The sequence below is a fragment of the Pseudoalteromonas sp. QJM3NY_22 genome (assembly GCF_056173065.1).
This window is the reverse complement of the sequence record NZ_CM149655.1, coordinates 4139304-4164007: the sequence shown is the minus strand read 5'-3', so window position 1 is coordinate 4164007 and position 24704 is coordinate 4139304. Positions and strand designations below refer to the sequence as shown.

Genomic DNA, 24704 nt, shown 5'->3' with positions numbered 1-24704 from the left:
CTGCTATTAATAAATCTGTATTAAGTCGTTATTTTTAAGGTCTAGGCTCAGTCATTTTTATACATGGAGTCCCACCATTGAGGCTCGTCTTTTAGTTTTTTATCAAAATATGCGAGCATGGTGTTCCACCAATTAAATCGTTTATCGCGTGCAAAAATTTGGTGGTCGGCGCCTTTGTATTCTATTAACTCTACGTCTTTATTAAGCAGTTTAAGTGCGGTGTACATTGTTAAGCTCTCGCCAACAGGTACATTGGTATCGCTATCACCATGAAGAAGTAGCATAGGTGTTGTTACTTTGTCGGCATGAAATACAGGACTATGTTGGCTGTACAGCTCAGAGTTATTCCACGGGAAGCTATTTTTTGATGCTTCGCCAGAATATAAGTAACCCCACCAACCTTCACCCCAATACGAAGTAATATTAGAAATACCCGCATGAGCTATTGAAGCGCTAAATATATCGGTTTTAGTTGCCAATAACATGGTCATGAAGCCACCGTATGATGCCCCTAAATTCCCTATTTTTTTACTATCAACATAGTTGTATTTTTTTAAAAAGGCTTGCGTGCCTTCGATAATATCGTCTGCGGTGTAGTCGCCCCAGGCATTAACATGCTGCGCTGAAAACTTTTGTCCAAACCCTGTTGCGCCAGTAGGTTGTACTACATAAACAACGTAGCCATTTTCTGCCCATAAGTTAAATGGATAACGACCTGTAAAACCACGCGTAACTGGTGAAGTACCGCCGTAATAATACACGAGCGCTGGGTGCTTTTTAGTTTTATCTAAATTGCTCGGAATGTAAACACGGCCAGTTATTTCAACACCATGTTTATTTTTAAAATTAAAGTCTTCTAATGTAGGGAGTCGTGTATTTGCATAGCTACTTGGTTTTGAATCCCATATTAAATCTGTTTTATTTTTACTTACGTTCAGGCGCTTTAGTTGTTGTGGCGCTAAAGCGTTAGTGCCACTTAGTAAAATTTCGGTATTACGGTCGTGCGAGTAACTAAATTTTTCAACAATATCCAATCCCGTATTTAATTTTTTAAAGCGCTGTTTACTTAAATCAAATAGATAAAGTGGTTGAGTGTCTTGCTCTGTTACTTTAATAAGCGCATCGCCGTTTTCTAAAACGTGCAGTTGGCCAATAGCGGGGTCGAACTGTTTACTGAGTGCTTTTACGTTTTTACCGCCTTCAGTAAGTAGGTAAAGTTGCCCGTCGTAGTTATTAGCGAGCATAGCTTTTGGTAATGCTCTGCCTGCGCCATTTTTAAAGTCGGGGCCTGCAACTACATAAATATCTTTATTTGTGTATTTGGCTAAATTAAACGTTTTGAATTTACCAAGCGATGAAAGTTTGCTCGATTTTAAATCGAGTTCAACTAACTCTGTTTCTGGGTGGGTTGATGCCTGCATTGCCATTACTGGGCGGCTCATTAATATTTTGCCACGGTTACTATTTGAATCTTCAAGGCTGTAAGAAAGAGGACCTTGGCTAAGTGCTTTTGTTAAACCACTTTTAGTATCAAGCATATAAATTTGGCTGATGGAACGTGCATACGACCAGCGATCTTGCAGACCTTTATAATGCTTAGTTAAGCTATCAGTACTCTCAGGTGATTTAGACCAGCTAAATAAAAGGCTACTGTCGTTATAAAAGGTAAAGCCATTGGCTCCTTCTAAATCGTTTGCTAATATTTTTATTGATAAATTTTTACGATTCAGTTGTTTTAATTCACCGTTGAGCAAATACACCAAAAACTGATTATCAGGGCTCCAGATTATGTTACTTGGTTGACCTGCTTCAAATCGATATAGCGTGTGGTCGTCTGCATCTTTAAGTACAGTAACGGTATTCGCTTGGTTTTGTGTTTTATCGCTATAAGTGCGCGTGGTAGTAACGTACTGCTTGGCATTAGGTGCGAGTGATAATTGGCTAATTGTAGGGGCGTCAAACAGTTGTTTTGCAGATAAACGTTTTGTTTGTGAAGTGCTAAGCGTAATTTTATCAACCTCGCTTTTAGGTGTAAAATCAAGCGTTACGTCGCGCCAATTAGCTACTTGCTGAGCTACTATTAAAACAGTGTGAGTACTGTTATTCAAAGCTAGCTTATAGCTATTTTTATCGCCAGTTTGTAGTTCACCATTAATAAATAACTGATCTTGCTCGAGCCCTTTTAAGGTAAGCGTACCTTGTGTGAAGCGGGTTGTTTCAATATTAAATTTTAGTGCTTGTAACCCACCTAGAGTAAGTGCATTAATTTTATTAAATGGTTGCCAATTTTGTTTTTTCCCAAATACAGAAAAACTCTCTGAGTCTGCTTGTAATTGCGGTAATAGGTTGTTAATAATGGCCTCACCGTGAGGTGTTTGAAAAGGCTTTAACTGCATGTCTTCGGCAAGTGGGCCGATAAATTGAATTTTTGATTTATCCAATGGTGCTGCTATTGCTGCAAAGCTTAAGCTACTAAGCGTTAAAAGAGTTGCTGCGCGTTTGACTAGCTTATTTTGATGACACCAAGGTGCGCTAAATTTCATTATTGTGCCTATTATTATTGGAAGTTTGGTCAAATATAGCATGTATTGTTACTATGCTTACATACCCAATATAGAGGAGAGAAAGTGACTTTACTGATAGTTTATATGGTAGTGGCGATTGTGATATCGTTTTTATGTTCTGTGATGGAGGCTGTGCTATTAAGTATTTCGCCCAGTTATGTTGCATCACTTAGAAAAGAGCATCCTGAGCTTGCTAAACGGCTCGAAAAGCTTAAAAACAATATAGATCAGCCTTTAGCTGCTATTTTAACTTTAAATACAGTTGCTCACACTGCCGGTGCTGCTGGAGTGGGGGCACAAGCTGCCGTCGTATTTTCCGACGCAGCTGTGGGTATTGCATCAGCTATTATGACGTTACTTGTATTAATTCTTTCTGAAATTATTCCTAAAACATTAGGTGCTAATTACTGGCGAGCTTTAACGCCAAGTGTGACCTATTCATTACGCTTTTTAGTTATATCCTTAAAGCCTTTTGTTTGGTTTGCACAAAAGCTCACTAACCTGATGAGGCCAGAGCACAACGAAGCGTATTACATCCGTCAAGAAATAGAGGCTATGGCTGATATAGGCACTGAATCAGGGGCGCTTCATCAAGATGAGTCTGAAATAATTCGTAACCTATTGCACTTTAGACATGCAAAGTTATGCGATTTAATGACACCTCGTACGGTCATTTTTAAAGTTCATAAAGATTTGACGGTTAATCAGTATTTAAACGATCACGGCTCGTCATCATTTTCTCGTATATTGGTATTTGATAAAGACAGCGACGATATTGTAGGGTTTGTGCATAAAAACGATATTATGCTGGCATTTCACCGTTTAGGTACTGATTACAAAATTAGCAAATTGATTAAGCCCATTTATACGGTGCCAACCTCTCAGAATGTATCGTCATTACTGCAAACTCTTTTAACAAAGCGCACACATATATGCTTAGTTGTTGATGAGTACGGTGACGTGCAAGGAATTGTAACGCTAGAGGATATGATTGAAGCTTTAATGGGATTAGAAATCGTAGATGAGCGTGACCAATCAACTAATATGCGAGCAGTAGCTAAGCAACGTTGGCACAAACGCTTAGCAAGTAGTGCGCATATAGTTAGTGAAGAAGATAAGCACACTCGGGGTGATAATTAGCTAACAGGCCCCGAGTAAATATTAGTACCGCTTTAAGCGGGGCTGCCATCAGTTTTTAGCCAATTTATAGCCCAATCTATAAATTCATTTTTGGGTTTAGGAGAGCTATATAGAAAGCCTTGTATGGTTAAGTCTTTTTTATAGTGTTTTAGATAGGCAAGCTCTTCTGGTCGTTCAACACCCTCGGCGACTAAATCTAAATGCTCTTTGTTCGTGATATTAACCAATGAACTAACAATAACCTGAGAAAATAAGTCAGTTTCTATATTACTAATGAGGGAGCGATCTATTTTAATTTCAGTAAAGGGTAGGTTTCTGAGTTGGTTTATATTAGTAAAACCAACACCAAAGTCGTCAAGCGACACTCCAAAACCATGCATTCTTAATCTGTTTAATGTTTCAAGCTGTGCGAGGCTTGAGAGTGCATGCTGTTCTGTTATTTCAATAATAATGTTACTAGGAGTGAGTTGATTAAGCTCTAAAATTAGCAGTAATTTATTTGGACAATTTAGATCATCAAGTTGGATAGATGATAAGTTAAATGCCATTTTAAAATCGTGACCGAGCTGTGCTTTTATATTTGAAAATTCGCTGGTGGCCTTTTCAAAAAGAGAGAATGTAATTTGATTAATTAAATTGCACTGCTCAGCAAGGCTAATAAAGCGATTTGGTAAAATAATGCTACCATCTTTACTTGATACAATCCGCGCCAGTATTTCAACACTCTCTATTTTATTATTGATCGCATTAACTTTAGGTTGATAAAAGGGTGTTACCTCATCATTTTTTAATGCCTTAATAAGTTCACTTTTTGAGATCAGGCTCTCTCTTAATAAAGTATGGCTATTTAATTTTGCTACTTTGGTAAGTAATTTTCTCATTTGGGATAGTTGAACAGGTTTTGGTATATTACCAATCAGGTGTGCGTTGTGTTGTTTTGCCAGATCAGCTGCTAGGCTAATTACTTTATGGTCCATTTCAGACACAATAATAATTCCGCCTTGATAATTTAATGCTCCGAGATGTCGTATTAATTCCATTCCATCCATTTCAGGCATATTGAGATCGGTGAAAACAGCGTCAAAGCGGTTTATGTCATTGGCTACTTTTTCGAGTGCCTCGGCAGCACTTAAGCAGGTAACAACCTTTTCAGACATATCTAATTCACTGAGTATGGCTTCCATAATTATCAAAATTGCCTTTGAATCATCAACGACTAAAATATTTGGTACCATTTTTTTCATTGTTATCCCTTTCAAAATAAGGCGTATTATTACTGTAAAAGTAGTAGTATTTTTTGCGTTTGTCAGTTTTAAATAATTTTATTTAAAAAGTTACTAACTACCGTTACTCGTGTTTTTAGCCGATTCGGTATACTAACGCCATTGTTTTAAACGGTTTTAATTATGATAAGAATAGATCTTACTTTAGCTGAACAGCCTTTTTCATTTATGGTTTCAGGGCAAAAGATTGTACAAGTTTTTCATGCTCAACAAGCCATTACCTTTGATAATCCTCGTGAAAACTATTATCAATTTACTTACGACAACAAAGTAATAGGTATTGATACAGAGGCAGTGGAAGAGCAAAGCATTTCGCTATTTGTAGATGAGCAATTTGCAACACAACTTGCGTTACCTGCCCCGGTAAATGCAGCACCTAAAAAAGGCTTTTTAGGATTAGCAGCATTAGGTTTTAAGCTTTTTAAAAGTGCCAAGGTAATTAAAGTAGTGCTTGCAGGGGCTTCTGTTGCAGGCTATGCGTGGTTATTTAGTATCGAATTTGCACTAATGCTAATTGGTTGTTTGGTCGTACATGAGTACGGACATGTGCGCGCAATGAAATACTTTGGCATAAAAACCAAGGGCATTTACCTAATCCCATTTGTGGGTGGACTCGCTGTTAGTGACGATAAAATAACAACGCGTTGGCAAGATGTAGTTATATCACTAATGGGGCCTGCATTTGGTTTAATTACTTCTGTATTGGGCGTGGTTTTATATTATGCCACAGAGATGGAAATATTTGCCGGTGTGGCGGTGCTTAGTGCGTTATTAAATTTATTTAACTTGTTACCTATTTTACCGCTTGATGGTGGGCATGTATTAAAAAGTATCAGTTTTTCAATGCGTTCATGGATTGGTTTGAGCGTATGTTTACTCGGGGTACTATTTGGCCTATGGCTGAGTTACACATTTGGTTTGATGTTACTGGTATTCTTTTTGTTTGTCGGTGCGCTGGAGATTGTATTTGAATGGCGAGGCCGTCACTATTCACATTTGATGCCGCTAGATAAGTATGGCCAAGGCTTTTCAGCTGTTATGTATGCAGTTGTAGTGGCTGGGCATGTAGCAGTAATAATGCATTTTGCCGACTCGGAGAACCCCATATTAAGCCTGCCTATGACCATTTTATCGAGTTGATAATTTACGATTAAAGAAATATCTCAGTAAGCTGTATACGTAGACAATACAAAAGGGTACCTATTGTCTACGTATAATTAAGCACTATCTTTAAACGGCTTTGTACTTCTTCAACGAGTAAGTCTGGCTGAAACTTAGATAAGAATGCATTACACCCTACTTTTTCTACCATAGCTTCGTTAAAACTACCACTTAAGGAAGTATTAAGGACGACATAGAGATTTTTAAGCCTGCTATCATTACGTATTTCATGGGTTAAGCGATAGCCATCCATTGAAGGCATTTCAGCATCTGTAATTACCATTAAGAGCTCTTTTTCGACATCTCGCCCTTCATCAGCCCAGCCTCTAAGCATGTTAAGAGCTTCTAAGCCATTACTTGCAGGCACAATCTCAATGCCCAGTTGTGACAGCGTATCGCTTACTTGTTTACGTGCAGTGGGTGAGTCATCGGCGTGAAGTATTTTACGTCCTGCAAACTCATTGACGATACCTTGATCAAGTACTCCCTCTGAAATATCTACTTCATATTCAACTATTTCGGCAAGCACTTTTTCTACATCAATAATTTCAACGAGCTGTTCTTGGCCATCGCGCTTTATTTTAGTGAGGGCTGTTAAGTAATGATTTTTACCAACAGAGCTAGGCGGAGGCATAATATCTGACCATGTCATATTGACGATTTGATCAACTTTGCCAATTAAAAAGCCTTGTACGCTTCTATTGTATTCAGTAATAACTAAGTTACAGTCTTCGGCGTATTTTACTGCGGACATAGAAATAGCCTGCCGTAAATCGATTACAGGTATAGATTCACCTCTAATATTCGCAACTCCGGTTATTTTGGAATGAGAATGGGGAATTTTGCTTAAATGTGGCAATTTTACCACTTCCTTTATTTTAAACACATTGAGTGCAAATAAATGCCGGCTATGTAAATAAAACAGTAACAACTCTAAGCGGTTTTCACCAACCAACTGAGTACGTTGATCAACCGAAGCTAAAACACCAACCATAATGAACTTATCTAATCCAATTATTTTATAACTATAGTCTACTATTTTTTAACTTCATAGCTCAGTTATTATTTTTCGATTACAGCTAGTTGTTGCTATGGTGGTATAATTTGCAGTACCGTACTACAGAGTAATTTTACTAATCTATTAGCAATAACTATGCATCATATTTTTAAACGTTTTATCGTGTTATTACGCAGTCATATAGAGCAAGTGAGTTGGCAATCTGTTGCGATTGTTACCTTTATGCATATTATTATTACGTGGTGCTTATTAGTGATCGCAAATGAAAAAGCCTTGATACCCCCAAGTACTTTTTTTTACTATTACGTAATAACAACATCAACGGTAGGTTATGGTGATTTTAGCCCAACGACAGAACTTGGCCGTTGGGTGGTAGCATTAGTACAGATCCCATTTGGTTTAGCTTTATTTGGTGTCCTGCTTGGAAAAACAGGGCAAACAGTTACTTATTTAATTAGGCGCGCTATGACTGGTGATAAAAGTTTTGCACACAGTATTAACCATATTATTATTTTTGGTTGGCACGACACTCGTACAAAAAAGATGATTGATTACATTTTGGCTGACAGGAAGCGAACTGACCGCCGTATTTTACTCGCGGTAACAGAGCAAATGGATCACCCTTTTTTAACTAACGAACATGTTGATTTTGCACATCTAACCAGTTTTACAAATTTATCCGAACTTGAGCGTGTTGCAATAAGTCGTGCCGATAAAGTCATTATTGATGGGCAAGATGACGATCAAACATTTACTACTGCACTGCGTATAAGCCGTTTAGTTAAAGATGATTGCCATATCAGTGCTCATTTCTTAGATGAGACAAAAATAGATATGCTGTTAGAGCATTGTCAAAATGTAGAGTGTAGCAGTGCTAAATCGGCAGAAATACTTGTACGTTCAATGCAAGATCCAGGTTCTAGCCGTGTACAAGAGGAGCTGCTTTCTACACTCCATGGTGATACGCAATTTAGTTTGGCAATACCTAAAGACTGTAAAGATATGAAATTTGGCACTTTGTTTCATCATTTTAAGCTTGAACATGATGCAATATTATTAGGCGTTGCACACAATTTGAGTGCGCAAAATATGGATTTAAACCCACCGCTTGATTACAAAGTAAGTGAAGGTGATATTTTGCACTACATATCTGTAGAGCGAGTATTAAGTAGTGAAGTTGATTGGACAAGTTTGGAACGATAGTTAGCCTACCCAAGGCGATGAAAAAGGCTCTTTTATCAGTGTCGTGACTTTTTGTGACACAGGTTACTTCTTTGCTTTGGATTGCGCCTAAAGACCGAAAGAATAAAGCTAAGTGCTAACCATCTTCACTATTTGCAGCCAGTCATGTTCTGTGACTGGCATAACAGATAATCGCCCTGCTTTTTTTAGTGCTAACTCAGTAATTGAATCATTCGCTTTTATATCTTTAAGACTCACCAATTTTTTTAGATGGCTTTGATAGGTTACTTCAACGACAACCCAACGAGGATTTTCGCTGGTGGCTTTAGCATCGTAATAATCACTACTTAAATCAAATTGAGTGGGATCTGGGTAGGCTTCTTTTGTAACTATCGCAATACCCGCTACACCCACTTGTTTACAGCTTGAATGATAAATCATCACCAAGTCGCCAATTTTAACGCCATCACGCATAAAGTTCCGCGCTTGGTAATTACGTACGCCTTCCCAAAGCGTGGTTTGTTTTGGAGCGTTTTTTAAATCATCTAATGAAAACGCATCGGGTTCAGTTTTAAAAAGCCAGTAAGCCATAACAGTATTCCTAACATATATTTACTTCCCACTATTGTATAGTATCATTTGAATATCAGGGTAATGAGGAAGAAATGATGAGCCAAGTATTAGATGATTTATTGTCGTTGTTAACACTTGAAGAAATTGAGCAAGGTTTATATCGAGGACAAAGCCAAGATTTAGGCTTTGGTGCTGTGTTTGGCGGTCAAGTTATGGGGCAGGCGCTTTCTGCTGCTAAAGAAACTCTACCTGAAGGGCGAATAGTTCATTCATTACATTCTTACTTTTTACGCCCAGGCGATCCGGCTAAACCCATTGTTTATGATGTTGAAACTATTCGAGATGGGAAGAGTTTTAGTACACGCCGAGTAAAAGCGATTCAGTACGGTAAGCCTATTTTTTACATGACTGCGTCGTTTCAGGGTGAAGAAAATGGTTTGTCGCATCAAGCGACGATGCCTGATGTTCCCGCACCTGAAGAACTACGTTCATCGCTTGAGTTTTACCAAGATAACGCTTCACACATTCCTGAAGTCATCCGTAATAAGTTTACCCGTGAGATGCCAATTGAAATGCGACCTGTGACATTTCATAACCCGTTTAAGCCAGAAGTTATGGAGCCAGTAAAACATATTTGGTTTAAAGCCAATGGTGAAATGCCGGACGATCAGCGTATCCATAATTACTTATTAGCGTATGCGTCTGATTTTGAGTTTTTACCAACTGCATTACAACCTCATGGTGTATCGTTTATGCAGCCAAATATGCAAGTAGCTACTATTGATCATGCAATGTGGTTTCATCGCCCATTTAGAATGGATGATTGGATTTTGTATTCAATTGATAGCCCAAGTGCGAGCAATGGTTGTGGTTTAGTACGCGGGCAGTTTTTTGATCGCCAAGGCAACTTGGTTGCCTCAACAATGCAAGAAGGGGTTATGCGCCAGCGCTAACCCCTTCTGTAAATGCATTGCTAGTTACACTGGTCTTGTACTATATCGCTGATTGACTGCCAGACGCGTGCTGGCAGTAATGTTTTAAGGTGTGCGTAGGTTTCACATAGTTGTGTGCTACCTACTAAGCCCTCTTCACCTTCTGTTATTAATGACTCTCCACGTAAGTTATCGATAAAGCTAACAAGTACTTTTTTGTCAAAAAACTCAGGTGTTTTAATGCCATGCAGTGTGCCTAAACGTTGCGCGAGCACTTGGCTTTCTCTTTCAAGTTCTGCTTTTTCAATGCCATCACTTGTTTGAATAAAACCAATTACAATAGCGTATCGTTGCAGAGTGAAGCTAAGTGCTCGTCCAAGCATTTCAAGCTTAGCTAGGCAGTCATTACTGTTCGTTATATGAATGTTATCGCCATCAAACTCAATTAAATTTTGATCAGCAAAGTTAGCTAAAATTCGTGTTATATAGTTTTCATCAAGAGGCTGTAAGTACCATTCTTTAGCAAATAGCGGATAAAATGTTTTTACAAGTTGCTGGCATTGAGTAATCGTAGTGCTGTGTTGTTTAAATAGGTGCAGTGCAATTAAACTTGGTACTGCGAATAAGTGCAAAATATTGTTTCTATAGTAATTAAATAAAACTTTCTCTTTATCACTAATTGTGATTATTTCACCAAATTCATCACTAATAACTTCAAACTTATTAAGCTTTAATGCATGTGTTAGTAATTGCTCTGGTGTTTCGTCAGGCGCTGTTACTTTATCGCTATAACTGGCATCGCGTTGTAAGCGCAGGTAAAAATCAAGTTGTGCTAAAAGTTTTGGCTTACTCAATGCTTGTTTATCGTTAACGAGTAAAATCATCGCCAATAAGTTAACAGTATTAAGTGCTGCTGCATTATTAATTTTAATCATTACTTGATCAGCAAGTTGAGTTACTTGTGTGCCTAACCATTGTGGCTTTTGTACATCGGTAGGATGTATTGAATCACGCCAATCGGGTTGGTTGTCGTTTAAATATTGATTAATTGAAATTGGATCACCAAAGTTTAGATAACCACGACCATAGTTTTTAAGGTTTTTAATCGCCTTAAAAATACCGAAAATAGATTCGCCTTTTTTATCTTTACCATCCAGCTCTTTAAGGTAAGTGTTTATTTCCATTACGTGCTCGTAGCCAATGTACACCGGCACGATAGATATCGGACGGTCTATTCCGCGAAGCATCGCTTGTAAGGTCATTGAAAGCATACCTGTTTTAGGCGGAAGTAAGCGCCCAGTTCGGCTTCGACCGCCCTCCGTGTAAAACTTAACAGAGTAACCTTTAATAAACAGTTGGCTTAAATACTCTTTGAAGATGGCAGAATAAAGCTTATTACCTGCAAATGAGCGACGAATAAAAAATGCCCCCGAGCGTCTAAATATCCCGCCGGCAGGGAAAAAGTTAAGATTAATACCTGCAGCTATATGTGGCGGTACTAAGCCTAAATGATATATTGAGTAAGTAAGGAGCAAGTAGTCCATATGACTGCGATGACAAGGCATGTAGATTATTTCATGGCCTTTATTAGTCAATTCATGAAGTTGTTCTGTGTGTTTAATATTAATACCGTTATAAAGCTTATTCCACAACCACGTTAAAAATCGCTCAGCTACACGTATCATTGCTTCAGAATAATTAGCGGCTATTTCGTCAAGTAACTTGAGTGCATTTTGACGAGCTTCAGTTTGGCTAATATTTTTAGCTTTAGCTTCATCTAGGATTGCTTTTTTAATTGTAGGGGACGCTAATAAAGAATTAAATAATTGTTCACGAGATGGCATTTTTGGGCCAGTAGCTGCGAGCTTTTGACGTTTAAAGTGAACGCGAGCGACACGCAGTAATTTGTGTGGTAACTCACTTACATCGGCTTTCTCGTTTACCAAAAGCGATAAGTCGAGAGGTTGACTAAAGCGAATAAAGTTATCACGTCCTGAAAACAACACGACAAAAAACTTTCTAAACCAACTAGGTGTTACCGAGTGTGTAATTAATGTGCGTAAACCTGGTTTTTCTTTACCCGGATCGCGGCCCCATAAAATTGTAACAGGTACAACTTGTACGTTCTGTTGACCACTATTAATTAAGTGTTCAATAATTTGCTTACCTTGAGCTAAAGCATTTGTTGGTTTAGCTTTGTCGCCAAATAATGGTGGTGGATTTTTGATTCCAATAAAACGATCTAAATGCTGAGAGCCTAATACTTGCTCTTCAATTGGGCTTGGCAAACCATGTTTTTTACATACATGTGTGAGTGCCGCTAAATCAAATCGTGAATTTAAACGCACTATATAAAATGTAGGGTATTCTGGGTTTAGATCATACTGCTCAATGGGGTTCTCTGGCAGCACTTTACTTCGTACTAGTAAGCGGCTAAATCCAGCAGACAAAACATTTAAACAATAATTAAAAATACGCATCGACTCACCATATTGAGAGTATTAAAGGCAAAATTAGCGCAATAGGATACCATAATATCTAAAAATCCTTTAGTTTGCGCTATTGAGTAGTTAACTTATTAATTGACTAATAGTAGAGGTATTAGTTCAAGTATAGCCAGTGAGTATGTACGGGCGCTTATTTAATCAAATTAGTGGTCATTGTATTGTTTCTAAATAGTTGTTGCATTTATCACCAACACCTCTATAATACGCAGGCTTTCAAAATTCCCTAGGGAACTAGAAAGGATAAATTAAGCTTGGATTTCAAGCTAATAAACAGGAGTTCCGATTTGGAACTCAACGTAGATATAATCAAACAGCCGACATCTTAAGTTTTAAGATTGTTTCGGTCGTTTTTTTATGCTCTTTTAAATGCTCTTTATATTGAGGTTAAGAATGTCAAATCAACGCATTCGTATTCGCCTAAAAGCTTTTGACCACCGTTTGATTGACCAATCAACGGCAGAAATCGTGGAAACTGCGAAACGCACTGGCGCACAAGTACGTGGTCCTATCCCACTACCTACACGCTTTGAACGTTTTACTGTACTAACTTCACCGCACGTTAATAAAGATGCGCGTGATCAGTACGAGATCCGCACCCATAAACGTCTGATAGACATCGTAGAACCAACTGACAAGACTGTAGACGCGCTTATGCGTTTAGATCTTGCTGCTGGTGTTGATGTTCAAATCAGCCTGGGTTAATCGAAAGATTAGAGAGGTTTTAGGAAAATGGCATTAGGTCTAGTCGGTCGTAAAGTGGGTATGACACGAATCTTCACTGAAGATGGTGTATCTATCCCTGTGACAGTTATTGAAGCGACACCTAACCGCATTGCTCAGATCAAATCTGACGCAACAGACGGTTATAACGCGCTTCAAGTAACCGCAGGCACTAAAAAAGCAAGTCGTGTAAACAAAGCTAAAGCGGGTCATTTCGCTAAAGCTGGTGTTGAAGCGGGTCGCGGTCTGTGGGAATTCCGCCTTAACGGTGGTGAAGGCGATTTTGAAGTAGGCGCAGAGCTTACTGTTGAATTATTCAACGAAATCAACAAGGTTGACGTAACCGGTACTTCTAAAGGTAAAGGTTTCCAAGGTGGTGTTAAGCGCTGGAATTTCAGCATGCAAGACGCTACACATGGTAACTCTCTATCTCACCGTGCTCCTGGTTCAATCGGTCAAAACCAATCACCTGGTAAGGTGTTTAAAGGTAAGAAAATGGCCGGTCATATGGGTGCTGAGCGTGTAACGACTCAAAACTTAGAACTAGTTCGCGTTGACGCTGAGCGTAATTTGCTTTTAGTAAAGGGTGCAGTACCTGGAGCTATTGGCGGTGACGTTATCGTTAAACCAGCTGTTAAAGCATAAGTCCTGGAGATTTAGTGATGGAATTAGCAATTAAAGACGCTTCTGGCGGTCTTGAAGTTTCTGAAGCTACTTTTGGACGTGAGTTTAACGAAGCATTAGTACACCAAGTAGTTGTTGCATACGCAGCAGGTGCTCGTCAAGGTACTCGTGCTCAGAAGACACGTTCTGAAGTAAGCGGTGGTGGTAAAAAACCATGGGCTCAAAAAGGTACTGGCCGTGCACGTGCCGGTACAATCCGTAGCCCAATTTGGCGTTCAGGTGGCGTTAGCTTTGCAGCTAAACCACAAGACCACAGCCAAAAAGTAAACCGTAAAATGTACCGTGGTGCGATTAAAAGCATCTTATCTGAATTAGTTCGTCAAGAGCGTTTAATCGTTGTTGAAAGTTTTGCTCTAGCAGCACCAAAAACTAAAGAACTAGTTGCTAAGCTTAAAGAACTTGAGCTTAAAGATGTTCTTATCGTGACTGAAGAAGTAGATGAAAATCTTTTCTTATCGGCACGTAACCTTTATAAGGTTGACACGCGTGATGTAGCTGGTATCGATCCTGTAAGCTTAATTGCTTTCGATAAGGTACTTATTACAGCCGCTGCTGTTAAGCAACTTGAGGAGGCGCTAGCATGATTCGCGAAGAACGTCTTTTAAAAGTGATCCTTGCTCCACATATCTCTGAAAAAAGCACTATTGCTGCTGAAGAAAACAACACTATTGTTTTCAAAGTAGTAAATGACGCAACTAAAGCTGAAATTAAAGTAGCAGTTGAGAAGCTTTTTGAAGTAGAAGTAACTGGTGTTCGCACACTTAACGTTAAGGGTAAAACAAAACGTACTGGCGCACGTTTCGGTCGTCGTAGCGACTGGAAGAAAGCTTACGTTACTCTTAAAGAAGGCAGCGAGCTAGACTTTGTCGGCGGCGCCGAGTAATAAGGGGATAGAATTATGGCACTTCAAAAGTGTAAGCCTACTTCTGCGGGCCGTCGTCACCTAGTTAAAGTGGTTAACCCAGATCTACATAAGGGTAAGCCATACGCACCACTTTTAGAGAAAAACTCTAAATCAGGTGGTCGTAATAACAATGGTCGTATTACGGTTCGTCATATCGGTGGTGGTCATAAACAACATTACCGTTTAATCGATTTTAAACGTACTAAAGATGGCATTCCAGCCACTGTTGAACGTTTAGAATACGATCCAAATCGTAGCGCAAACATCGCTCTTGTATTATATGCAGACGGTGAGCGTCGTTACATTATCGCACCAAAAGGCTTAAAAGCTGGCGATGCAATCCAGTCTGGTGTTGATGCACCAATCAAACCTGGTAATGCATTACCAATGCGTAATATGCCTGTAGGTTCGACTGTTCACAACGTAGAATTAAAACCAGGTAAAGGTGCTCAAATCGCACGTTCTGCTGGTGCATACGTTCAAATCCTTGCTCGTGATGGTCAGTATGTAACATTACGTCTTCGTTCAGGCGAAGTTCGTAAAGTTGAATCTGATTGTCGTGCGACTCTAGGTGAAGTAGGCAATGCTGAGCATATGCTTCGTTCACTTGGTAAAGCAGGTGCAAATCGCTGGCGTGGTATTCGTCCGACAGTTCGTGGTGTTGCCATGAACCCGGTAGATCACCCACACGGTGGTGGTGAAGGTCGTACATCTGGTGGTCGTCATCCTGTGTCTCCATGGGGTAAGCCGACTAAAGGTGCGAAGACGCGTAAGAACAAGCGTACGGATAAATTTATAGTACGTCGTCGTACTAAGTAATATTGAGGAATAGCCATGCCACGCTCTCTCAAGAAGGGTCCTTTTATAGACCTACACTTGCTGAAGAAGGTAGAGAAAGCTTTGGAAAGCGGTGAGAAAAAGCCAATTAAAACTTGGAGCCGTCGTTCAATGATCATACCTAACATGATCGGATTGACCATTGCTGTCCATAATGGTCGCCAGCACGTACCAGTTTTCGTTTCTGACGAAATGATCGGTCACAAACTAGGTGAATTTGCACCAACTCGCACTTACCGTGGCCATGCTGCGGATAAGAAAGCGAAGAAACGATAAGAGGGGAAGATAAATGCAAGCATTAGCTAAACATAAATTCGCCTCTGGTTCGGCGCAAAAAGCACGTCTAGTTGCAGATCAGATCCGCGGGTTACCTGTCGATCGCGCACTAGAAATCCTGGCGTACAGCCCTAAGAAAGCCGCTGTATTAGTTAAGAAAGTACTTGAGTCTGCTATTGCTAACGCAGAGCATAACGAAGGTGCTGACATTGATGAGCTTCGCATAACAACGATCTTTGTGGACGATGGTCCTACAATGAAGCGTATTATGCCTCGTGCTAAAGGACGCGCAGACCGCATCCTTAAGCGTACAAGCCATATCACTGTTATGGTTTCAGATAGCTAGGAGTATAAGTAATGGGACAAAAAGTTCATCCTACTGGTATTCGCCTAGGTATATCTAAACCTTGGGTTTCTACCTGGTACGCGAGTTCAAAAGATTTCTCTGCACAGCTTTTTGGCGATCACAAAGTTCGTACATTCCTTACTAAGGAATTGAAAACGGCTTCTGTGTCTAAAATCGTTATTGAGCGTCCAGCAAAATCAATCCGTGTAACAATCCATACGGCTCGTCCGGGTGTTGTTATCGGTAAAAAAGGCGAAGACGTAGAAAAATTACGTCAAGCGGTAACTAAAATCGCTGGTGTACCTGCTCAGATTAATATCTCTGAAGTACGTAAACCAGAACTAGATGCACAACTAGTAGCAGACGGCATTGCCTCTCAACTAGAACGTCGTGTTATGTTCCGTCGCGCTATGAAGCGTTCGGTGCAAAATGCAATGCGTATCGGTTCTAAAGGGATTAAAGTTGAAGTTAGCGGTCGTCTTGGCGGCGCTGAAATCGCACGTTCAGAATGGTATCGTGAAGGTCGTGTACCTCTACATACTCTTCGTGCTGATATCGATTACGCAACTTCTGAAGCCTTAACCACTTATGGTATCATTGGTGTTAAAGTTTGGATCTTCAAAGGCGAAGTTATTGGTGGTTTACCACTAGTACAAGAGCAAGAGAAGCCAGCTAAACGCGCACCAAAGAAAGCCAAGAAAAGTGCTAAGTAGAGGTAGCGAGTAATGTTACAGCCAAAACGTACAAAATTCCGTAAAATGCACAAAGGCCGCAACCGCGGTTTAGCGCAAAACGGTAACAAAGTAAGCTTCGGTACTTTCGGATTGAAAGCAACTGGCCGTGGCCGTATGACTGCTCGTCAAATCGAAGCAGCTCGTCGTGCTATGACGCGTCACGTGAAACGTCAAGGTAAAATCTGGATTCGTGTCTTCCCTGACAAACCGATTACAGAAAAACCTCTTGAAGTTCGTATGGGTAAAGGTAAAGGTTCTGTTGAATATTGGGTTGCTGAAATTCAGCCTGGTAAAGTACTTTACGAAATGGAAGGTGTTTCAGAAGAGCTTGCTCGTGAAGCGTTTGACCTTGCTGCTCGTAAACTGCCATTCAAAACAACTTTCGTAACTCGGACGGTAATGTGATGAAAGCTAGCGAACTAAAAGACAAAAGCGTAGAAGAGCTTAATGCTGAACTTCTAGGACTACTTCGTGAGCAATTTAATATGCGCATGCAAGCTAGCACTGGTCAGTTGGCTCAGACACACACGCTAAGAACAGTACGCCGCGATATCGCGCGTGTAAAAACAGTTATTAACCAGAAGGCAGGTCAATAATGAGCGATAAAATTCGTACTCTTCAAGGCCGTGTAATCAGCGACAAGATGGAAAAATCTTTCACTATCGCTATCGCACGTTATGTGAAGCACCCAATCTATGGGAAATTCATTAAACGTACGACTAAGTTACACGTACATGACGAAAATAACACAGCAAAAGCGGGTGACGTAGTTACTATCCGTGAATGCGCACCAATTTCTAAGAATAAATCTTGGACTTTAGTAGACGTTATTTCTAGTCCAAAACTAGCTTAATTTTTTAATTAAATTAGTTTTGTAAAAAAGCCCCGGCATTAGCTGGGGCTTTTTGTGTTTAGAGCAGTTTTTAGCGGTAAGCTTTCAGCCGCTCGAAGTGAGTTTGAGCGCCGTAGCTTGGGTTGAGTTCAGCGAAACCCGAGGAAAAAAGAATATTTATAATTTAAACTTCCTTGTTTACTAAATCTTTAAAAAAGACAAGGCGAATAATATCTAGTCTACAGACTGTTTTTAAGGTATAAATTACGGCTATTTAAAGATAGTTTAAGTAGTTGAGAAGGATGATTTATTATATGGAAATAGAACAAAAAATTGAGTTTTTAACTTCTGAAGTTACAAAATTAAAAGAAAGTTTTAAAAATGGTAGTAATATTTCAGAAGATACTAGAAAGGCAATAATACACGATGTCTCGAACTTAGAAAAAGAGAGTAGGAATAGGCGTTGGCTACTGACAATTAGTGTTTTAGCTGTCTTTATATCATTAGTTTCATACATTGGTTTTATATCTATTAAGCAAACTATCTCAGATTCATTTATGAAATCAGATTTAAAAGATGACCTTATGGTATTTATAAGAGAAGAAAGAACTCTTTTAAAAAATGATGTGAAATTAATTAATAATATGCTCAAAGTAGCAAATGAAAATAATATTAGATTGGCGAAAGAATATGATGATTTGTCAAAAGAGCTTAATCAAAAAAAAGAAGACCTACATAACTTAGCTAGAATAGTTACAAAAGCTACAGCAAAATACATCGATTTTAGCGAATTAATAGATAAAAATACTGCGGCTAAATTAGAAAATTCATCGTCATTTAATTTTATTAAATCTTTAGGAGTATCTGAATTTTCAGTGATGAAAGTTTTGTCAATATTTGTAGTTTCATTCGAGTCAACAAATTTGACGTTTGATAATTTATCCGAGTCAATAAAAAAGATCCAACTCCGTTATGAACTAACGCCAGATGGGGAGTTAGGGCCATGTACAGCTCTTGTAATTGGCTCGCTTTATAAAGCGGCATTTCCTTTAGAAGCTGATACAAATATGAAGGATTCTATATTTTTGAATCACTCTTGGTTAGCAAACGCTTTTCAAGCTTGCTCCTTTAATGATCGCACTAATATAGAAAGATATTTAGCTTATCCCGATTTGCCTTTGCATAAAGAGCTAAATGACTTCGTTGATGCGTTAAAGTTAGACAGGGATATTCTTAATAATTCATTGAAAAGCAAAAAAGTAGATAGAGTTGGATATAAGGCATTGGATTATATTGGTTATTTGGGCGAGGTTAATCATTAGTATATAGTCAACGCTGTAGTTATTAGCCTATAGAGGCTCAGTTTAATATGGATTACCCTGGGCGAAAGGTCTTCTTTTCCTCGTAATAAGTTTAGGGGTTACGATAAAAAGCCTTTGCAAATGCAAAGGCTGATGTTTTCTGCGCAGCCCGAAGCCCGAGCCCTTTTACCAAATCATCTCTACAAATTCAGGATGGTCGATATATGGATTACGATTACCTTGAAATTCATAAGCGGCTTGGTTGCGATCTAGCTCCATTTGGCTCACAGGATCACTGTTATGCCAGTTGAGCAGCATGGCTACAACCCAGCTTTCAAATACTTGGTTGCGTGAACCGTTAAGTACTGCGTTGCTTGAGGTTGTTATATTTTGCCAGTTACCAATTACATTTTCGTAGCGTGTTGCCATATAAAAATAAGCACGGGCAAAGTCGCCTTTAAATTCGTCAATTGGTTCAAATACAGTACCTGAGTAATTTAATGAGCTTGTAGCTGAACCTAATTTGCTGCCGTTAGTTGACGTAAATGAAGCACTTGATACTTCACCAAATGGATAGTTACTACGCTTTGAGTTTACATAACCATCGGTTGCGTAAATATGGTGAACATCTGAGTTCATAGGTTCAATAGTGCCGCCAAACCAACTTTTCGGAAATGAATGCTCACGGTTGTAACAGCCGCCTTCTCCACTATAGTTACCGCACTGATCGCTCACGGCTGTATAGTTATAGCTGTCTGAACCGTTTGGCTTTTCGCTATACATATCTAAAATACTATTATCGTTTTCAAAGTATTTATCACGTGCTGATGAATCATAAAAATTCCAAATCGCCGAATAACCCTGTGCATTATGATCTTTAGTAATATTATAAAGCTCAGTTTTCAACGCATAGCCAGTTAAGCCCTGTGTCGTTACATAATAACCAGTGGGTGTTGGATTAGTTCCGCCAGAGCCATTACCAGGTTCTGTACCAGAATTTCCTAACTCAAAAGCTGAGCTGTCTGTATTGCTAAAGCTCGCACCGCTGGCAAGAGTGATAGAGCCTTGCTTAAGTGTATAGCTACCATTACCAGTAGAGCAACACATGCCATCACCATAACTATCACTAATTACAAGCGTGTATGCCCCATCAGTTAAGCATATTTGTTCATCATACTGAGTGTTTGACTCATAACCACCACCGTTAGCAATTGAACTACCTTGACTATTATTAATAGACCAACTTGTTTCGCTGCCATAATTATCGGTATTAAGCGTTAGGGTAAGGCTATTGTCAGAACAGCTTGTTGATGAGCCACCATCGCTATTTGGTAAAAAATTATCTACGTAGACAATTTCGCTACCGTCAAATCCACTAACATCATAAAAACGCAGACCCACGTTAATTGTTTTGCTGCTACTTGCTGTGTAGCTATGGCTGATTTTTTGCCATTGATTCGTTTGCGCCTCATTTGAATAGCCTTGGTAACCATCGACATACAAACGGGCTTTAATTTTACCTTCCGTATGGTAAATATCAGCAGAAAAATCGTAAGTTTGACCTGCTTCAACAGCAATTTGCTGTAGTAAATCCGTGTTACTTTGCGAACCAGTTGTTACATTTACAGCAGCAGAGCTACTACCGCTTTTCACTGTGCTAGTTGAGCGTGATAAGTTAATACCGCTATCTATAGTAGTCCATGATGCAGGTGTATTTCCTGACCACTGTTCAAAGCTACCATTAGCTACATTGGCCATTACTGGCAGTGAGCCGAGTAATAAAGCCGTACTAAGTAGTTTGTTTTTATATGTCCCGTATGACATGAGTATTCCTATTTTTTATTTTGAATGAAGAATATACCTTATATTAGTTTGGTTACAAAATTGTTAATTTAAAATTCGATAAAAAGCAATAATAAGTCTTTAATCTGTTTTTGAAGGTAATTTTATAAATTAATAACTAAATGGAATATCAAAGCAGATTCTATTCTTTTTTTATCTATGCAGACCCCGTTATCCTACATACTTAGAAAACCTCAACAGATACACTCTGGATGAGGTAAAACTCATTTTTTAACAATACATAAAGTGTATTGTGTTTAATTTTCAGGGTTATGGGGAATCGATTCATGTTGTTAGGTCAACTAAATGCTGCGGCAAGTCCGCTATCGCAAGAGCAAGTACAGAAGCTGCAAGGTTTAGTGGCTGAACTTAATCCAATTCAACAAGCGTGGGTAAGTGGTTACTTAGCTGCTAATGCTAATTCAGCTGCGCTAGGAGCTCCTATTTCAGGCGCACAGGCTAATGGCGATTCTGCAGCACTAACTATTTTATATGGTTCGCAAACGGGTAATGCAAAAGGTGTTGCTACCAAAATGAAAGAGCAGGCCGAATCACGAGGCCTAGCAGTTAAATTGGTTAGCATGTCTGATTACAAACCAACAGCCCTGAAAAAAGAAAAGTTTTTAACTGTCGTTGTGTCTACTTATGGTGAGGGTGAGCCTCCTGAAGACGGTGAAACACTACATGAATTTTTAGCCACTAAAAAAGCGCCAAAACTAGACGATGTAAAAATAGCCGTTATTGGTTTGGGTGATTCTAGCTATGAGTTTTTCTGTCAAACAGCAAAAGACTTTGAAGAGCGCTTAAATAAACTTGGTGCACAAACTATATATCAACGTGCTGATTTAGATGTAGATTACGAAGATGAAGCTGCAACATGGATCGCCGGTGCACTTGATGCATTTGAACCTGATTTAAAAGCGCAACAAGATGCCGCCGGCGGTCAAGCTTTAGCTATGCCTTTTGGTTCACCAACTACCGCTTCAAGCCAATATACAAAACAAAATCCATTTGAAGCAGAGCTTTTAACAGTTCAAAAAATTACCGGTCGCGACTCAACTAAAGATGTACGCCACGTTGAAATTTCACTTGAAGGTTCAGACATTACTTATACACCAGGTGATTCATTAGGTGTGTACTTTTTAAATGACGATGTATTAGTTGATGAAGTACTTACACTCACTCAAATAGATGCAGCAAGCATTGTAAAAGTAGGTGATGAAGAGCTAAGCGTACGCGGCGCACTTATTGAAAAACTAGAGCTGACTCAGTCATACCCAGGTTTTGTAGAAAAATACGCAACAGCAACAGGTACGCCTGAATTATTAAAGCTTGTGGAAGATAAAGCTGCAATGCGTGCGTATATTGAACCTCGCCAGATATTTGATGTAATTCGCCAAAATCCAGCAAAAATTGATGCGCAAACATTAGTCGATTGCCTACGTAAGCTGCAAGCTCGCTTGTACTCAATTGCATCTAGTCAAGCAGAGGTTGAAGACGAAGTGCATTTAACTCTAGGCTTAGTTGAGTTTGATGCGTTTGATAGTGAGCACTTAGGTGGTTGTTCGGGTTACTTAACTCGCCGAGCTGAAGAAGGCTGTAAAGTTAAAGTATTTAGCGAACATAACGACAATTTCCGCCTACCAACTAACGATGATACACCGGTGATCATGGTTGGCCCAGGTACGGGCATTGCGCCGTTCCGTGCATTTTTACAAGAGCGTGATGCGCGTGAAGCACAAGGTAAAAATTGGTTGTTTTTTGGTAACCCACATTTCACTCAAGACTTTTTATACCAAGTAGAAATACAGGGTTATTTAAAATCGGGCCTACTTAATAAAGTAGATGTTGCATTTAGCCGCGACCAAGCCGAAAAAGTATACGTGCAAGACAAGTTGCGCAGTAACAGTAAAGACGTGTTTGAATGGTTAGAAGCTGGCGCTCATTTTTACATTTGTGGTGATGCAAATCGCATGGCAAAAGATGTACACAGCGCCTTGGTCGATATCATCAAAGAAAACACAGGCAAGAGCGATGAAGACGCAGAGCAATACTTAAAAGATTTGCGTAGCGCAAACCGCTATCAGAAAGACGTGTATTAATCACGTTTCTTATTTTATTTAACAGCTAACAGCCGTCACTGTAACAAATTTAGGATTTAAAATGAGCGAACAAGATAAAAACGTAAAGCTTTCTGATAACGAGCGTTTGAAAAGAGAAAGTAACTTTTTACGTGGCACCATAGAACAAGATTTAAAAGACGAAATTACCGGTGGCTTTACCGCTGATAACTTTCAGCTAATACGTTTTCACGGTATGTACCAACAAGATGACCGTGATATACGTGGTGAGCGTGCTAAGCAAAAGCTAGAGCCCCTACATAATGTAATGTTACGTGCACGTATGCCTGGCGGTATTATCAAGCCAGAGCAGTGGTTAGCAATTGATAAGTTTGCTGATGAAAAAACAAGCTACGGCAGCATCCGTTTAACAACGCGTCAAACGTTTCAGTTTCATGGTGTGCTAAAGCCAAACATCAAAGGCATGCACCAAATGCTTGATAGCGTGGGCATAGACTCTATTGCTACCGCAGGTGATGTTAACCGTAATGTGCTTTGTACTACTAACCCAGTTGAGTCTGAGCTACATCAAGAGGCTTACGATTGGGCTACAAAGATTTCTGAACATTTATTACCAAAAACAAAAGCGTATGCCGAAATTTGGTTAAATGGAGAAAAAGCGCAAACCACAGAAGAGCCAATTTTAGGATCTAACTATTTACCGCGTAAGTTTAAAACAACGGTAACAATTCCGCCTAATAACGAAGTTGATATACACGCTAACGATTTAAACTTTGTGGCTATTGCTGATAACGGCAAGCTTGTTGGTTTTAACGTATTAGTGGGCGGTGGCCTTGCCATGACGCACGGCGATACAGCAACTTATCCGCGTAAAGCCGATGACTTTGGTTTTATACCGCTAGAAGATACCTTAAAAATTGCAGAGCATGTTGTATCTGTGCAGCGCGATTGGGGTAATCGTTCAAATCGTAAAAATGCAAAAACTAAATACACATTAGACCGTGTAGGCGTTGATGTATTTAAAGCTGAAGTAGAAGCGCGTTCAGGCGTTACGTTTGCGCCAAGTCGCCCGTTTGAGTTTACTCATCGTGGCGATCGTATTGGTTGGGTTGAAGGCATTGATGGTAAGCACCACTTAACATTATTAATTCAAAGCGGTCGTATTTTAGACTACCCAGACAAACCGCTTAAAACCGGTTGTCGTAAAATCGCTGAAATTCACCAAGGTGATATGCGCATGACGGCTAATCAAAACTTAATTATTGCCGGTGTGCCTGCAGATCAAAAAGCGGTAATTGAAGAAATCGCCCGTAGTCATGGCTTAATTGATGACACCGATTCGCAGCAGCGTAAAAATTCAATGGCGTGTGTTTCACTGCCAACGTGCCCACTTGCAATGGCCGAAGCAGAGCGTTACTTACCAAGCCTAGTAGAAAAAACAGAAGCATTACTTGCAAAGCACGGTATACCAGATGACAGCATTATTATGCGCGTTGTAGGTTGCCCGAACGGCTGTGGCCGCGCAATGCTTGCTGAAGCTGGTTTAGTAGGTAAAGGTCCTGGTAAGTACAACGTTTACTTAGGTGGTAATTTAGAAGGCACACGTATTCCTAAATTGTACCTTGAGAACGTAGGCGAAGATGTTTACCTAGACGCATTTGATAAGCTAATTGGCCAGTGGGCTAAAGAGCGCAACGACGGTGAGTGTTTTGGTGACTTTGTTATTCGCAAAGGCATTGTTGCTGAAGTAAAAGTATCAGTAACCGATTTTCACGCTTAATTAAATA

Annotated in this window: 24 protein-coding genes; 18 read left to right on the top strand and 6 right to left on the bottom strand. The window is 39.5% G+C overall.

Annotated elements, in window-relative coordinates; translation table 11 throughout:
* Positions 1-47 precede the first annotated feature (47 nt).
* A complete protein-coding gene (locus tag AC0VZ4_RS19235; RefSeq protein WP_475440463.1) occupies positions 48-2543 on the bottom strand; it encodes an alpha/beta hydrolase family protein in 2496 nt (831 codons plus the stop codon).
* An 84-nt stretch (positions 2544-2627) separates the two neighbouring features.
* Between AC0VZ4_RS19235 and AC0VZ4_RS19230 the strand changes: the two genes are divergently transcribed.
* Positions 2628-3704 carry a hemolysin family protein gene (locus tag AC0VZ4_RS19230; protein ID WP_033029281.1) on the top strand — a complete coding sequence of 359 codons (1077 nt, stop codon included), beginning with the start codon at positions 2628-2630 and terminating at the stop codon, positions 3702-3704.
* Between the two features lie 32 nt (positions 3705-3736).
* On the opposite strand, the gene AC0VZ4_RS19225 is transcribed toward AC0VZ4_RS19230, so the two are convergent.
* Positions 3737-4948 carry an EAL domain-containing protein gene (locus tag AC0VZ4_RS19225; protein WP_475440462.1) on the bottom strand — a complete coding sequence of 404 codons (1212 nt, stop codon included), beginning with the start codon at positions 4946-4948 and terminating at the stop codon, positions 3737-3739.
* A 162-nt stretch (positions 4949-5110) separates the two neighbouring features.
* Between AC0VZ4_RS19225 and AC0VZ4_RS19220 the strand changes: the two genes are divergently transcribed.
* Positions 5111-6127 (top strand): metalloprotease, encoded by a 1017-nt coding sequence (locus tag AC0VZ4_RS19220; protein WP_475440461.1) that lies wholly within the window; start codon positions 5111-5113, stop codon positions 6125-6127.
* Between the two features lie 67 nt (positions 6128-6194).
* On the opposite strand, the gene AC0VZ4_RS19215 is transcribed toward AC0VZ4_RS19220, so the two are convergent.
* Positions 6195-7142, bottom strand: a complete 948-nt coding sequence (locus AC0VZ4_RS19215) for a chemotaxis protein CheV (protein ID WP_007376187.1) — start codon at positions 7140-7142, stop codon at positions 6195-6197.
* Positions 7143-7301: 159 nt separating this feature from the next.
* On the opposite strand from AC0VZ4_RS19215, the gene AC0VZ4_RS19210 reads away from it, so the two are divergent.
* A complete protein-coding gene (locus tag AC0VZ4_RS19210) occupies positions 7302-8369 on the top strand; it encodes a potassium channel family protein (RefSeq protein ID WP_008134974.1) in 1068 nt (355 codons plus the stop codon).
* A gap of 108 nt (positions 8370-8477) precedes the next feature.
* Here AC0VZ4_RS19210 and AC0VZ4_RS19205 read toward each other — a convergent pair whose 3' ends face one another.
* On the bottom strand, positions 8478-8939 hold the full coding sequence (locus tag AC0VZ4_RS19205) for an EVE domain-containing protein (RefSeq protein ID WP_007376189.1): 462 nt from the start codon (positions 8937-8939) through the stop codon (positions 8478-8480).
* A 77-nt stretch (positions 8940-9016) separates the two neighbouring features.
* On the opposite strand from AC0VZ4_RS19205, the gene tesB reads away from it, so the two are divergent.
* A complete protein-coding gene (gene tesB / locus AC0VZ4_RS19200) occupies positions 9017-9874 on the top strand; it encodes an acyl-CoA thioesterase II (RefSeq protein WP_002957902.1) in 858 nt (285 codons plus the stop codon).
* A gap of 20 nt (positions 9875-9894) precedes the next feature.
* Here the strand turns inward: tesB and plsB are convergent, their stop codons facing one another.
* Positions 9895-12333 carry a glycerol-3-phosphate 1-O-acyltransferase PlsB gene (gene plsB, locus AC0VZ4_RS19195; protein WP_475440460.1) on the bottom strand — a complete coding sequence of 813 codons (2439 nt, stop codon included), beginning with the start codon at positions 12331-12333 and terminating at the stop codon, positions 9895-9897.
* 417 nt (positions 12334-12750) lie between these two features.
* Here plsB and rpsJ point away from each other — a divergent pair, with 417 nt between their 5' ends.
* From rpsJ to AC0VZ4_RS19135, 12 genes are all read left to right on the top strand, one after another.
* Positions 12751-13062, top strand: a complete 312-nt coding sequence (rpsJ, locus tag AC0VZ4_RS19190) for a 30S ribosomal protein S10 (RefSeq protein ID WP_002957900.1) — start codon at positions 12751-12753, stop codon at positions 13060-13062.
* Between the two features lie 27 nt (positions 13063-13089).
* Entirely contained in the window at positions 13090-13725 is a 636-nt protein-coding gene (gene rplC / locus AC0VZ4_RS19185; protein ID WP_002957898.1) for a 50S ribosomal protein L3, read from the top strand.
* Positions 13726-13742: 17 nt separating this feature from the next.
* Positions 13743-14348 (top strand): 50S ribosomal protein L4, encoded by a 606-nt coding sequence (gene rplD, locus AC0VZ4_RS19180; protein ID WP_002957897.1) that lies wholly within the window; start codon positions 13743-13745, stop codon positions 14346-14348.
* Complete coding sequence (rplW, locus tag AC0VZ4_RS19175) at positions 14345-14647, top strand: 50S ribosomal protein L23 (protein WP_002957896.1); 303 nt, start codon at positions 14345-14347, stop codon at positions 14645-14647. Before rplD ends, rplW begins: the two co-directional genes overlap by 4 nt.
* Before the next feature lie 15 nt (positions 14648-14662).
* The gene (gene rplB, locus AC0VZ4_RS19170; RefSeq protein ID WP_007376192.1) at positions 14663-15487 is read left to right on the top strand and encodes a 50S ribosomal protein L2; all 825 of its coding nucleotides are present in this window, start codon (positions 14663-14665) and stop codon (positions 15485-15487) included.
* A 15-nt stretch (positions 15488-15502) separates the two neighbouring features.
* Entirely contained in the window at positions 15503-15781 is a 279-nt protein-coding gene (gene rpsS / locus AC0VZ4_RS19165; RefSeq protein WP_004588689.1) for a 30S ribosomal protein S19, read from the top strand.
* 13 nt (positions 15782-15794) lie between these two features.
* Positions 15795-16127, top strand: a complete 333-nt coding sequence (rplV, locus tag AC0VZ4_RS19160) for a 50S ribosomal protein L22 (RefSeq protein ID WP_002957892.1) — start codon at positions 15795-15797, stop codon at positions 16125-16127.
* 11 nt (positions 16128-16138) lie between these two features.
* Complete coding sequence (gene rpsC, locus AC0VZ4_RS19155) at positions 16139-16840, top strand: 30S ribosomal protein S3 (protein WP_002957891.1); 702 nt, start codon at positions 16139-16141, stop codon at positions 16838-16840.
* 12 nt (positions 16841-16852) lie between these two features.
* Positions 16853-17266 carry a 50S ribosomal protein L16 gene (gene rplP, locus AC0VZ4_RS19150; protein WP_002957890.1) on the top strand — a complete coding sequence of 138 codons (414 nt, stop codon included), beginning with the start codon at positions 16853-16855 and terminating at the stop codon, positions 17264-17266.
* Positions 17266-17457, top strand: a complete 192-nt coding sequence (gene rpmC / locus AC0VZ4_RS19145; RefSeq protein WP_002957889.1) for a 50S ribosomal protein L29 — start codon at positions 17266-17268, stop codon at positions 17455-17457. Before rplP ends, rpmC begins: the two co-directional genes overlap by 1 nt.
* The gene (gene rpsQ, locus AC0VZ4_RS19140; RefSeq protein ID WP_007376193.1) at positions 17457-17714 is read left to right on the top strand and encodes a 30S ribosomal protein S17; all 258 of its coding nucleotides are present in this window, start codon (positions 17457-17459) and stop codon (positions 17712-17714) included. Before rpmC ends, rpsQ begins: the two co-directional genes overlap by 1 nt.
* A 293-nt stretch (positions 17715-18007) precedes the next feature.
* The gene (locus tag AC0VZ4_RS19135) at positions 18008-19015 is read left to right on the top strand and encodes a hypothetical protein (protein WP_475440459.1); all 1008 of its coding nucleotides are present in this window, start codon (positions 18008-18010) and stop codon (positions 19013-19015) included.
* Between the two features lie 165 nt (positions 19016-19180).
* Here the strand turns inward: AC0VZ4_RS19135 and AC0VZ4_RS19130 are convergent, their stop codons facing one another.
* A complete protein-coding gene (locus tag AC0VZ4_RS19130; RefSeq protein WP_475440458.1) occupies positions 19181-20818 on the bottom strand; it encodes an endonuclease in 1638 nt (545 codons plus the stop codon).
* A gap of 305 nt (positions 20819-21123) precedes the next feature.
* On the opposite strand from AC0VZ4_RS19130, the gene AC0VZ4_RS19125 reads away from it, so the two are divergent.
* Positions 21124-22938: an assimilatory sulfite reductase (NADPH) flavoprotein subunit gene (locus AC0VZ4_RS19125; RefSeq protein WP_342865608.1), complete on the top strand. Its 1815-nt coding sequence runs from the start codon at positions 21124-21126 to the stop codon at positions 22936-22938.
* 61 nt (positions 22939-22999) lie between these two features.
* On the top strand, positions 23000-24697 hold the full coding sequence (gene cysI / locus AC0VZ4_RS19120) for an assimilatory sulfite reductase (NADPH) hemoprotein subunit (RefSeq protein ID WP_475440457.1): 1698 nt from the start codon (positions 23000-23002) through the stop codon (positions 24695-24697).
* The last annotated feature ends 7 nt before the right edge of the window (positions 24698-24704 follow it).

Bases quoted from the DNA above. Each gene is read 5' to 3' on its own strand.
- AC0VZ4_RS19235 (WP_475440463.1), bottom strand. From the start codon at position 2,543: ATGAAATTTAGCGCACCTTGGTGTCATCAAAATAAGCTAGTCAAACGC.
- AC0VZ4_RS19225 (WP_475440462.1), bottom strand. From the start codon at position 4,948: ATGAAAAAAATGGTACCAAATATTTTAGTCGTTGATGATTCAAAGGCA.
- AC0VZ4_RS19220 (WP_475440461.1), top strand. From the start codon at position 5,111: ATGATAAGAATAGATCTTACTTTAGCTGAACAGCCTTTTTCATTTATG.
- AC0VZ4_RS19215 (WP_007376187.1), bottom strand. From the start codon at position 7,142: ATGGTTGGTGTTTTAGCTTCGGTTGATCAACGTACTCAGTTGGTTGGT.
- AC0VZ4_RS19210 (WP_008134974.1), top strand. From the start codon at position 7,302: ATGCATCATATTTTTAAACGTTTTATCGTGTTATTACGCAGTCATATA.
- AC0VZ4_RS19205 (WP_007376189.1), bottom strand. From the start codon at position 8,939: ATGGCTTACTGGCTTTTTAAAACTGAACCCGATGCGTTTTCATTAGAT.
- tesB (WP_002957902.1), top strand. From the start codon at position 9,017: ATGAGCCAAGTATTAGATGATTTATTGTCGTTGTTAACACTTGAAGAA.
- plsB (WP_475440460.1), bottom strand. From the start codon at position 12,333: ATGCGTATTTTTAATTATTGTTTAAATGTTTTGTCTGCTGGATTTAGC.
- rpsJ (WP_002957900.1), top strand. From the start codon at position 12,751: ATGTCAAATCAACGCATTCGTATTCGCCTAAAAGCTTTTGACCACCGT.
- rplC (WP_002957898.1), top strand. From the start codon at position 13,090: ATGGCATTAGGTCTAGTCGGTCGTAAAGTGGGTATGACACGAATCTTC.
- rplD (WP_002957897.1), top strand. From the start codon at position 13,743: ATGGAATTAGCAATTAAAGACGCTTCTGGCGGTCTTGAAGTTTCTGAA.
- rplW (WP_002957896.1), top strand. From the start codon at position 14,345: ATGATTCGCGAAGAACGTCTTTTAAAAGTGATCCTTGCTCCACATATC.
- rplB (WP_007376192.1), top strand. From the start codon at position 14,663: ATGGCACTTCAAAAGTGTAAGCCTACTTCTGCGGGCCGTCGTCACCTA.
- rpsS (WP_004588689.1), top strand. From the start codon at position 15,503: ATGCCACGCTCTCTCAAGAAGGGTCCTTTTATAGACCTACACTTGCTG.
- rplV (WP_002957892.1), top strand. From the start codon at position 15,795: ATGCAAGCATTAGCTAAACATAAATTCGCCTCTGGTTCGGCGCAAAAA.
- rpsC (WP_002957891.1), top strand. From the start codon at position 16,139: ATGGGACAAAAAGTTCATCCTACTGGTATTCGCCTAGGTATATCTAAA.
- rplP (WP_002957890.1), top strand. From the start codon at position 16,853: ATGTTACAGCCAAAACGTACAAAATTCCGTAAAATGCACAAAGGCCGC.
- rpmC (WP_002957889.1), top strand. From the start codon at position 17,266: ATGAAAGCTAGCGAACTAAAAGACAAAAGCGTAGAAGAGCTTAATGCT.
- rpsQ (WP_007376193.1), top strand. From the start codon at position 17,457: ATGAGCGATAAAATTCGTACTCTTCAAGGCCGTGTAATCAGCGACAAG.
- AC0VZ4_RS19135 (WP_475440459.1), top strand. From the start codon at position 18,008: ATGGAAATAGAACAAAAAATTGAGTTTTTAACTTCTGAAGTTACAAAA.
- AC0VZ4_RS19130 (WP_475440458.1), bottom strand. From the start codon at position 20,818: ATGTCATACGGGACATATAAAAACAAACTACTTAGTACGGCTTTATTA.
- AC0VZ4_RS19125 (WP_342865608.1), top strand. From the start codon at position 21,124: ATGTTGTTAGGTCAACTAAATGCTGCGGCAAGTCCGCTATCGCAAGAG.
- cysI (WP_475440457.1), top strand. From the start codon at position 23,000: ATGAGCGAACAAGATAAAAACGTAAAGCTTTCTGATAACGAGCGTTTG.